Origin of the sequence: Streptomyces carminius (assembly GCF_002794255.1) — a bacterium.
Classification (GTDB): Bacteria; Actinomycetota; Actinomycetes; order Streptomycetales; family Streptomycetaceae; genus Streptomyces; species Streptomyces carminius.
The window spans coordinates 1-1,119 of record NZ_PGGW01000012.1 but is presented as its reverse complement, the minus strand read 5'-3'; the positions used below and the strand labels follow the sequence as shown (position 1 = coordinate 1,119).

Annotated in this window: 1 protein-coding gene; it reads right to left on the bottom strand. The window is 69.4% G+C overall.

Annotated elements, in window-relative coordinates:
• A partial coding sequence (locus CUT44_RS04540; protein ID WP_146252172.1) for a hypothetical protein occupies positions 1-1,086 on the bottom strand: 1,086 nt, incomplete at its 3' end.
• Positions 1,087-1,119: the final 33 nt, after the last annotated feature.

The following is a 1,119-nucleotide window of genomic DNA, read 5'->3' as shown; positions in this document are numbered from 1 at the left end:
GACCTCCGCCCAAGTGACCTCCCGCCCCTCACCCGACTCATCGAACGCCACCAACACCGGACCCGACCCACCACCATCGGAACCCGGGGAATTCCACGCGGCGTTCGCCCCAGGGAAGGCCGGCGCTGGGGAGGTGTCGGTGGTCGTGGGGGCGGGCGTGGTACCTGTGAGAGGAAGCTCGTGCCCGCGGGTGACGGTGACCACCGTGACCGGAAGCCGGTGCCGGACCCGCAGCTCCACCCCGCCCAACTCGGTGAACTCCTCAAGCCTGCCGTTGTCACTCACCCTGGCCCGTACCGCCGGAGTGGACAGCTCCACCCGCAGCGGCACATACCCCGGCACATCCCGGTACAGCTCGTTGATCTCCTCGATCCCCGCCAGCAGCAACGCCGACTGCCGCGTCTCGACGGGAAGATCCTCGTTGTCCAGCAGAATGTGCGCCGTGCTGTGATGCCCCAGCACGAACTCAAGACTGTGCGCCAGCCCCGATGGACCACGGTCCTGCGCCCACGGACCCGGATGCGGAACCACCAGATCCGTGTACGGCACATGACGGCCGAACCCCGTCACCGAACCCCGCACCAACGCCGCACTGCCCGCACCCAAAGCGGCACCCACCTGACGCTCCAGGAACGGCAACATCACCGGATCGAACGCGGTGACATTCCCCCGCAGCCCATGCAGATCCGCCAGCAGCGCCACATCCTCCCGCGCCGCACCACCATCGACCGCCGCCACCACCGTGTTACGCGTCTGCTCCAGAGCATCCGCGACCGGCGTGTACTCCTCCACCCCCCGCAACCGCTCACGATGCTCGTCAGACAGCTCCGCGAACCACGGCGACGAGGTGACCTCCGCCCACGTGACCTCCCGCCCCTCACCCGACTCATCGAAGGCCACCAGCACCGGACCCGAATCCGGAGAATTCCACGCCGCGTCCAGCCCTGGGAAGGCCGGCTCCCGGGAGCTCTCACCGGCGGTATCGGTGGCCGCGGGCGCCGGCTCGGTGCCCGGGCCGGGCAGGTCGTGTCCGCGGGTGACGGTGACCACCCGGTACGGAGGCTGATGCCGGATCCGCAGCTCCACCCCGCCCAGCTCGGTGAACTCCTCAAGCCTGCC